Genomic DNA, 9,289 nt, shown 5'->3' with positions numbered 1-9,289 from the left:
CCACCGGACTGTTTTTTAACGCTCAGTTTGCTACGCACCTACCCGCTTGTCCGGCCCTTCGCTAAAACAGTCCACCGGACTGTTTTTTAACGCTCAGTTTGCTACGCACCTACCCGCTTGTCCGGCCCTTCGCTAAAACAGTCCACCGGACTGTTTTTTAACGCTCAGTCCTCTCCTCCACTGCAAAAGAAAAGCCTATCCGCATAGCGGATAGGCTTTTTGCGTTTAGGAGCCAAGCTTGCTTGAGCGAACTAATAAGCGAAAAAGCCCAATCGAACGAAGAGAGAAGGCTTTTCTTTTGATTCTCCCCAAAAATGGGATCGATGAAGTCAATCCCTCTTTATATGATATATAGACAAAATGCTTGAGTTTTTTCATTTCAGCTAAGCAGAAAAGGATATTTATGTTTTATAAGTAAGCCTTATAAAAGTCTTATTATCTCCTCATCCCCCTTTTCAAAAGCACTTCGGACAGTAATGTTGCCATACTTCTCCCGAATATCCTCAAAGTCAAAGAATTGGACTGGATGAAGAGATGTGATTTTAATAGCAGCATTTAATGCCTGATTTCTTACAAATGATCCCTCAAAAGAAAAGGGAATAGAGACCAAAAAGCTAAGGTTAGAGGATCCGGCAAAAGCTTTTGCAATAGAAGTACTCAATACGGTTCCTGTGTATTTGCCCAGGGCTGCAAGTATTAGCACTTCACCTTCCTTACTTCTTATTACCTCTGATAATTCTTCAGGAAGATCAATTAATGGATACGGTTCTTTCTTTAGAAGCTTTCTCATATCCAAAAAAAAATAGGCTTGATCTGGGGGAACATAGGAGATAAACCCAGTATTCTCTTGAAGGTCTGGATTATGATCACTGACTAAGGTGAAAGAATCAAACTTGAGCAGATTCTTATTTTTCATTACCAGATTGGATGCTGCACTACCCAAAGCAATCAAATGCCGCTTAGTGGATGGAGTTTTAGATTTACCTGTTCCCAAAGCCAATGGCATGGCAGCGAGGAAGGGTATCCTTTTTGCAAACTCTCTTCTATTCATATCAATCCATTATTAAGTTAAATTTCCAACCTCCTTTAAAATCCAGCTCCAACTTTTCTGGTCTTAAATTGACTCTCCTCGTCATTGATGCGTATTGGCTAAAAACCGGAAGGAAAAAATCAAATCCCGCTTGAAGTAGTTTAGAGTAGTTTAATTTTTTGTAAAACACATAAGCCAAGAAGTAATCCATGGCATTGAAACTTATTGAAACAGGAATGCTCAACAGCTCACTTCCTTTTCCTGCAAGGACTGAGGTTACTGCTTGAAGATCAAATGCCATTTGCGCATGAAAAGGACGATCTTTGGAGAAGAATATCAGTTCTTCTTGCTTGACATATTCTTTTTCGATCATTCTTTGCATCTCCTCAGGGACAAAGGTTTTCCTCAGCTGATTAAATCCTTCGATAGGATTATTCCATAGAAACTTAAGAAGGAGCCGGGTTTGAATAAAATCTTGATCTCCAAAGAAATCCAAAAAACTTATAATCAAAGAACCTCTACCATCACTGGATGGATGGGACTCATCAAATAACTGGAGTTCCTTTCGCTCCTTCAGAAAGGTTTTAAATTGAGGCAAGTACGAACAAGTTGCTGCCTCTCCATTAACCAAGTCTAAAAACTCCGAAAAGAAATCAGTGACTACAACCTTTGGGAAAACACGATAACTTTCTTGGAAATCTACCACTTGGACAAAAGAGGATGGAGATTGGAGGTCCCAATTTTGCAAAAGAAAGATTGAATCGCTTTGCCAATCGAGAAACTCTAGCAAGTCAATGATGATCTCTTTGGCTTTTTGCCTCTTCCCATATCCTATCAGATGAATGAAATGAGCTTGTTCTTTAGATTTGAGTCCCAACCAAAATGGTTGTATCAAATCCATCACCTCATCTATGAAAAGTAACCAAGAAGGATAGAGTTTTTTTAGGGCCTTTCTAGCCATTTGAAAATGGGAAATATCATTCATACCCCTAAAGTCAAAGTACCCTCAGTCAAAACATGTCCTGCTTAAAAAAAAATGATACTTTTCTATACTCAGCCACGTATTGGCTGAAGCTAACCCTTACTTTGAACTATGAGCAAACTCAACTCGCTTTATCGTCAACTTCAAATCATCAAAACAGCTAAAAAAGGACCATTTACATGGGATCAGCTACAAAGCAATTTGGAAGAAAAATCCAATGACAAGGAAATGGATCTCTTGATTTCTAAGCGTACCCTAAATCGGGATCTAAAGGAGATTGAAGAGCTTTTTGGGCTGATCATTGAATATGATTTCAAGTCGTCAAGCTATCGGATCAATATCGAGGAAAGTAGCGAAAACCATCTTGAACTTCTCGAATCCTTTGAGACGATTCAAGCTTTCAGGCGGGCTAATCGACTGAGCGGAAAAGTGTTTTTTGAAAAGCGATTGGCTAGGGGTACGGAATATCTGAAGCCAATCTTAGAAGCCATCGAAAATCAAGAGGTAATTCTGGTGGAATATGAAAAATACTGGCTTTGGAAATCTGAGATACGGGAATTACGTCCTATAGCACTCAAGGAATACCTGAATCGCTGGTATGTGATGGCTTGGACCAAAAAGGATGAACTCCACTTTTTTGGTTTGGATCGAATCAAATCTTTGGAACTAATCCCCGGAAAGGTCAGCATCCCTCCTGCCCCAGATTTAGAGTCAAGATTTCTGGAAACGATCGGAATTATCAATAACTCCAAAGAAACGGTAGAAACAGTAGTACTGACTTTTACTGAGTTCAAAGGTCGCTATATCAAATCCATGCCTATACATCCTACCCAGCAGATTTTAGTCGATGACGGCAACATCCTCGAAATCAGTCTCCGTGTAAAAATCAACTATGAGTTGATCTCGGTGATTTTGTCACATGGCGATGAGGTAAAAGTAGAAGAACCGGAGCGATTGAAGGAGATGGTAAAGGAGAAAGCTAAAAATATTATGGAATCAAAAATCAAATAAAACCAATTCAAAAAATCAGTATGAACGACTCAGATTTTAATAAAATAGATGGCTTAAAATGGCTTCCATGGATTGGAGATACCTTTTCAAATCTCCCTTCAGATCAGAAAATAATGATTATTGGTGAAAGCCATTACCATGACAATACACCTCAGTCGATAGAAAAACACAATCATCCTGAATATACAAGAGCAGTAATCAGAGAATTGGCAATTGATCGATTGTACTATGGAACAAAGATCTTCCCCAATCTGTATCGGGCGCTTTTTGGGAACGAAGCGTTTGACAGCACTAAACTTTGGGCAATGCTTTCCTACCATAATTTTATCCAGCGAACGCTCTCTACCAATGTGGATAGACCCTTAAAAACGGATTATATCGGTGGATGGAAGACCTTTTTTCATTTGGTTGGGCTGACCAAACCTACTACTTGCATATTTCTTGGAACCACCGCTGCAAATACATTGGAATTGGGAATTAAAGGAACTGGATTTTCAACAAAGGGAGTGAGATGGGAGGAACGCATTGGAACTTCTTATGCAAAGAATGCAACGGTCCAAAATGGTGATGGGGAATCCATTGAATTGATTTTCATCAAGCATCCAAGTAAGTACTTCCCTTGGCAAAAATGGAAAGATTATCTACATAAAAAGAGTCCAAAAGAAGTGAACTGGTTGAAAGAAAACACTGAAGTTTTTATGAAAAACTAAAACTGGTTATGAATCAGTAGACTTCAAAATAAACCTATTTTCCATTGAAAAATAAATTAACATGAACTATTGGCTTCATCGAATTTCTCACCATGCAGAGTTGTCACGTCCACTTTTAGATAAAGGATATTTATCCATTGGTTTCTCTGATTTTTCCAGCAAGGAATTTCTCTCTCAGGCATTGCAAGGAAATAGATCATACTTTGATCAACAATTTCAAGATTACTGGGGGTATGTGCCGCAAATGCGCCAAAATCTTTGGACATTTTTTCAATTTCAAAAAGGAGATTCCGTTCTAATTCCCGGGAAAGGAAACTTCACCGTTTGTGAAATCATTGATGACACACCCTTATTGATTCAAGAATTAAAAGTTGATCTACTAAAAACATGGGATGGAAAGCCTGTTGATTCAGATAGTACTTATCTATACTCCAATCAAGGCGTAAGATTTGACTTGGGATTTGTGAGAAAGGTCAAAATCCTTCACCATGACATTTCAAGAGGAAAATTTGCTGACTCAGCGCTTACTGCAAGAATGAAAATCCGTCAAACAAACTCATGCATTTCAGACCTGAAACTGAGCATCGAAAAAGCCATCAAGAACTATGTGGCAAACAAGCCAATTCACTTTCATTCTATTCTGCATGAAAAAACAGCCAGACTAGTGCTGGAGTCCCTCGCTACACATCTCAACCTGAGTAAATTTGAAAAGGTAATCAGCATTTATTTCAAGACTATCGGGGCCACGCAAGTCACTATTCCTGCCAAAAATACACGGGGAAAAGAAGGTAATGCAGACATCATTGCTGTCTTTGAGAAAATGAAGTTGATCATCTATGTGCAGGCAAAATTCCAAACTGGACAGATCAATCAATGGGCAGTAAATCAAGTTCTGGATTATGTATCCCAGCAAGACCGATTGGATGACGGCTACAGTCGAATAGCCTGGGTTATCACAACTGCTGATTCTTTTAATTCAGAAGCTCAAAAAACAGCAGCCATCAATCAAATACAATTGATCGACGGCCTTGAGTTTTCCAAAATGCTCCTCAATGCAGGATTGGATTTGTTGAGGGATTTTGAGTGATTTAAGCAGATTTCAAATTTTTTTTATTCAAATCACACCAATTATTCTTTGAGTATCTGACCTATTTTTTGAATATCTGATTCCAACTTATCGACAGTCTCAACAACATATTCGAATACCTCCTGAGCCATTTCTTTTGGATTTTTTTCGGAATTAACTAAACCACTTAGATCTTTGAACTTCCCAAAAGACTTTAAGAATTGTAAGTTTCCATTATTTTCATTAAGCAATAACCCCTGTCGACTTAAGGTTTTTAAAGCCTTAAGTTTGATTTCATCAGGAATTGGGCTTATAAAAACCCAAACTACAATTCCTTTTGTTAAAAAATTGGGATTCCCTTGGAACATAACATAGATTCCTTTTCCCCATTCTTCTTTTCTAATCCTAAAATCGCACCATTTTATATATATATCTTCAATTTTTAAGTGTGTATTCCATATGGGAGCTGGGTATTTTCTTTCTAATTGATCAAAAAGAATCTCATACATTTTCCTTATTTTCAAATCCTTCGCTTGATGAAAAGTATCAGCGATTTGTTTTGCCACCTCGTAGTTATTCAAAATCAATTCTTTCAATTTTTCATTCATTATTTTACTGGTTAAAATTCCCAAAACACCTTTAATTGAAATGATATATTGCTTAATTGTTTCCCTTAAAATGGGAGAATCGGCTGATTTTTCCATACAGAACTCAAGCCAGCCCATTAGCTGTTCGTACTTTACATGATGGAAGTCTTTACCCTCTTCCAATCCTCCCTGGTAAGTAATTCCGAATGGACTCAAAAGGATCAAAACTCTAGTTTTATAGGTTTTCCTGTTTAAAAATTCATAGTATCGCTCAAGTTGAAGATTACCTAAGCCAGAATAGATTTTATTTTCTACAGCAAGAGCAAATGTATCAGTCTCAAAATAAAGATCTATTGTTCCACCCTCTTGATTTTCAAAGTTTACCTTTCCAATGTAAATCTCCTTTTTGGCTTCAATATGAGCAGATGAGTAACTTGGAAAATTAATCTCTGAGGGAAGAATATCATTTATAACCCTTATAAATTCATCAAAGAAAATACTCTTCATTTCATGGCTTCCTTTGGGGTCTAACAGTTCAAAAAGAAATTTTGTGTGAAATTCAGGTTCTTTTCTTTCCCAATCCAATAGCCTGAAAATATTGAAATGCTCACCTCTCAGCCTAGAAAGTTGTTTTTCCTCTTTTTGAATCTCTTCTACTTTTGAAAAAAGAGATATTGCCTCGTTTATATTATCCATTATTACTTATTTAAATATCCCCACAATCCCCCTAAACCCATCCAATGCAGCCTCCACATCTTCCAGTATCTCTAAAGCCAACTCATCAGGATCGGGAAGATTATCCAAGTTTGCAAGGCTCTTGTCTTTTAGCCAGAAGATATCTAGGTTGGTTTTGTCTCGGGCGATAATCTCCTCATAGCTGAATTTCCTCCAACGACCATCAGGGTTTGATTCAGAATAGGTTTCTGTCCGCTTGTGTCGATTGGACGGATTGTAAAGCGTAATAAAATCACGTAAATCCTCTAGCTGCATTGTTCCCTTCTTCAAGGTGTGATGGATGTTGGTCCGGTAATCGTAAATCCAAACCTCCTTAGTCCAAGCTTCTTTTGATGCGGGCTTGTTATCAAAAAAACAGCACGTTTGCTTTTACTCCATTGGCATAGAAGATTCCTGTTGGAAGTCGCAGAATGGTATGAAGCTCGGTTGTTTTCAGCAATTCCTTTCGAACTGTTTCGCCTGCTCCACCTTCAAACAACACATTGTCTGGCAATACAACAGCAGCTTCACCTGTGATCTTCATCAGTGATCTGATATGCTGTAAGAAGTTCAGTTGCTTATTTGATGTGGAGGCCCAGAAGTCCTGTCTGTTATAGCTCAGGTCTTGTTTCTCTTGTTCTCCTTCTTCATTGGTGATCGTCATACTGCTTTTCTTTCCAAACGGAGGGTTTGCAAGCACGTAATCAACCCGAATGCCTTCGTCTGCTATCAATGCGTCATTTGGGGAGATGAATGTCTCTCCGTCGATTTCTCCTATATTGTGGAGAAACATATTCATCAAACACAGCCTTCTTGTTCCGGCCACAATCTCATTTCCTGAGAAAGTGCTGTTTTTAAGAAACTTCTTTTGATCGCTGTCTAGAGAATGGTGATTGATGATGTAATCGTAAGCAGCCAAGAAAAAGCCTCCTGTACCGCAACTTGGATCATGGATTTTCTTGCCTGGTTTAGGAGCCAAACATTCCACCATGGCTTGAATCAATGCCCTTGGGGTAAAATACTGTCCTGCACCGGATTTGGTATCGGATGCATTTTTCTCTAGCAGCCCTTCGTAGATATCACCTTTGATGTCTGCGCCTACCATAGTCCATTGCTCCTTGCCGATCATGTCGATCACCCGAAGCAATTTTGCCGGATCTTGGATTTTATTCTGAGATTTGGTGAAGATCTGCCCAAGAATTCCCTTCTCTGTCCCGAGCGAACGAAGCATCTGAGAGTAATAGGCTTCGAGTTCTGCACCCCGTTTCTTAGAAAGTGTCTCCCAATCGCAAAGCTCTCCATCTTCAAGCTCAGTTCCTTCGGTATCCTTGATCCGAGGGAAAGTCATTTTTTTGGAATAAGGGGGCTTGGACATTTCATCCGCCATCTTCAGAAAGAGCAGATAGGTAATCTGCTCCAGATAATCCCCATAGCCTACACCATCATCACGGAGCACATTGGCAAAATTCCAGACTTTTGATATTAATGCTGATTCGGTCATATTTTGGCTTGGATTGCTTCTTTAATTAGTTCATCTCTCATTGATAAGAAATGGTTGAATTTTTCTTCTACCACCTCTGGCAAAGTTGCCTCTTTTACCTCTTTCATTATCGAATACATATCTGAACTTATAAAATGTTTTTTCAACAGCTCTTTTGTAAAAATTTCTCCTCCTAACTTCCCGGTCATTACCTGAATGTAGGAAGCAGGCGATTTTTTGCTAATGCTACGATTTGTAGTATTGTGAATTAGGGTTCGGTTCAAAATTGAATTCACATTGTCTTTTATCCCTTTGCTATCCAAGAATGCTTTTGGGAAAATGTGGTGATCATCCAAATCCTTTCTAGAGAATTTGATTTTATCATCTTCATAAAAATCCTTCGCATCATTTATAAAAAGCAGGTTAAACACTCCTTTATAAACTGAATTACCAGCATTTACTTTATCTATCAACTTAAAAGTCTTGTCAAGGCTATTCCTGAAATCAGCAATCACCTCAGGTATTTTCTCATCATTAGTGAACCAACTCTGGACTTCTCTGTAATCTTTTGAGATTTTACTTTCAACAGAACCAGCATATCTCTCACTGAAAACTGAAGCCCAGTACCATTTATTTATTTTTGAAATATTATAATCTCCTTTTAGAAAAAAAGCTGAGTAAGGAACCAACATTGGAGAATATGGAAGCCATTTGTCTACTCTTGCTATTCCGTATTCATTGATATCCAATAATCTTTGCAATACATTGGACTCCATTTTTTCTACCAAATCATTCCAGTTTGACTCATTTATGATTGAATCATCAACTCCAAGCATATCTCTGGCTTTTATGCTTTTGCCATTTGAAAGAACCAATGCCTGAATGAAATAATAGGCAATCTGAGTCTCCCTCTTATTGTAGAGAACATATTTCTTTATGTTTTCAGAGTCATCATAAGCTTTCTCCCATACAGACCTCAAATTCAAAAACTTATAAAGCCTTGCCACCAATAAATCAAAAATTGAAAGCTTTATTCCTGTTCGATTTATTCTTTCAAAAAGTACTGCAATATTTTCAGCCTTCTCATTTACAGGAACATCAAGGGTCAATGCTTTATATTCCAACACATTCTTCACATAGGATCTTACCTTTTTACTTTCTTCTTTTTCAAAGTGATCTTGATAATTTTCATACCAGATATCGGAAAAGTCCTTTGACAAAAATGTCATAGGTATTAATCTTTGCTCTAATAATTTTTCAAAATCAAATTCTCCATTTTCAAGAATGAGGGATTTATATTCTCTGTAAGCCTTAGATCTACTGCTGACACTATTTTCAATATCGTCATCCAGCAGTGCCTGAATAGAGATAAAAAAAGCATACGGGTTTGAAGCATTTCTTAATGGGAAATCGGGAGCGTATAATGCGTAGAAAAAAGAACTCAATCTTTGTTGACCATCTAAAATCAAAATAGATGGCTTCTCCTGATAATTCGGGTTTAATTCTTTGGAACCCTCTATAGGGATTGGTTTAAATGGAGGATCTAGTGGATTAATGTTATGAATTAAGAAATTCCCAATAAACATCTTCTCTGAGAGTGTTCAGTTAAGTGTGTCTGCTAATTTTACAAATAGATGACAAAGAAACGAACACTTGAAGAATTATTTAGTGATCCTCAGACGAGTGATCGGCTGAAAGAGCGGCTTTAC

The 9,289-nt window shown here is 37.9% G+C and carries 7 protein-coding genes and 1 pseudogene; 3 read left to right on the top strand and 5 right to left on the bottom strand.

Annotated features, from left to right (window positions below):
* Positions 1-421: 421 nt before the first annotated feature.
* On the bottom strand, positions 422-1,051 hold the full coding sequence (locus P8O16_RS00295; protein WP_300309666.1) for a hypothetical protein: 630 nt from the start codon (positions 1,049-1,051) through the stop codon (positions 422-424).
* 1 nt (position 1,052) lies between these two features.
* On the bottom strand, positions 1,053-2,015 hold the full coding sequence (locus P8O16_RS00290; protein ID WP_300309664.1) for a hypothetical protein: 963 nt from the start codon (positions 2,013-2,015) through the stop codon (positions 1,053-1,055).
* Positions 2,016-2,123: 108 nt separating this feature from the next.
* Here P8O16_RS00290 and P8O16_RS00285 point away from each other — a divergent pair, with 108 nt between their 5' ends.
* The 3 genes from P8O16_RS00285 (at position 2,124) to P8O16_RS00275 (ending at position 4,820) form a co-directional block, all read left to right on the top strand.
* On the top strand, positions 2,124-3,023 hold the full coding sequence (locus tag P8O16_RS00285) for a WYL domain-containing protein (RefSeq protein WP_300309662.1): 900 nt from the start codon (positions 2,124-2,126) through the stop codon (positions 3,021-3,023).
* Positions 3,024-3,043: 20 nt separating this feature from the next.
* Positions 3,044-3,733, top strand: a complete 690-nt coding sequence (locus tag P8O16_RS00280; protein ID WP_300309660.1) for a hypothetical protein — start codon at positions 3,044-3,046, stop codon at positions 3,731-3,733.
* Positions 3,734-3,794: 61 nt separating this feature from the next.
* Entirely contained in the window at positions 3,795-4,820 is a 1,026-nt protein-coding gene (locus P8O16_RS00275) for a restriction endonuclease (RefSeq protein ID WP_300309658.1), read from the top strand.
* A 41-nt stretch (positions 4,821-4,861) separates the two neighbouring features.
* Here P8O16_RS00275 and P8O16_RS00270 read toward each other — a convergent pair whose 3' ends face one another.
* The 3 genes and pseudogenes from P8O16_RS00270 to P8O16_RS00255 all read right to left on the bottom strand — a co-directional run bounded on the left by P8O16_RS00270 (position 4,862) and on the right by P8O16_RS00255 (position 9,166).
* Entirely contained in the window at positions 4,862-6,082 is a 1,221-nt protein-coding gene (locus P8O16_RS00270; protein WP_300309656.1) for a PD-(D/E)XK nuclease family protein, read from the bottom strand.
* A gap of 6 nt (positions 6,083-6,088) precedes the next feature.
* Positions 6,089-7,601: pseudogene (locus P8O16_RS00260) on the bottom strand (N-6 DNA methylase).
* A complete protein-coding gene (locus P8O16_RS00255; RefSeq protein ID WP_300309650.1) occupies positions 7,598-9,166 on the bottom strand; it encodes a DUF262 domain-containing protein in 1,569 nt (522 codons plus the stop codon). The pseudogene P8O16_RS00260 and the gene P8O16_RS00255 overlap by 4 nt, the downstream one beginning before the upstream one ends.
* Positions 9,167-9,289 lie beyond the last annotated feature (123 nt).

This window comes from Algoriphagus sp. (assembly GCF_029254265.1).
Lineage (GTDB): Bacteria > Bacteroidota > Bacteroidia > Cytophagales > Cyclobacteriaceae > Algoriphagus.
This window is presented reverse-complemented; position numbering and strand designations above follow the sequence as displayed.

Coding starts and splice junctions, on each gene's coding strand:
- P8O16_RS00290 (WP_300309664.1), bottom strand. CDS start 2,015: ATGAATGATATTTCCCATTTTCAAATGGCTAGAAAGGCCCTAAAAAAA.
- P8O16_RS00275 (WP_300309658.1), top strand. CDS start 3,795: ATGAACTATTGGCTTCATCGAATTTCTCACCATGCAGAGTTGTCACGT.
- P8O16_RS00270 (WP_300309656.1), bottom strand. CDS start 6,082: ATGGATAATATAAACGAGGCAATATCTCTTTTTTCAAAAGTAGAAGAG.
- P8O16_RS00280 (WP_300309660.1), top strand. CDS start 3,044: ATGAACGACTCAGATTTTAATAAAATAGATGGCTTAAAATGGCTTCCA.
- P8O16_RS00285 (WP_300309662.1), top strand. CDS start 2,124: ATGAGCAAACTCAACTCGCTTTATCGTCAACTTCAAATCATCAAAACA.
- P8O16_RS00255 (WP_300309650.1), bottom strand. CDS start 9,166: ATGTTTATTGGGAATTTCTTAATTCATAACATTAATCCACTAGATCCT.
- P8O16_RS00295 (WP_300309666.1), bottom strand. CDS start 1,051: ATGAATAGAAGAGAGTTTGCAAAAAGGATACCCTTCCTCGCTGCCATG.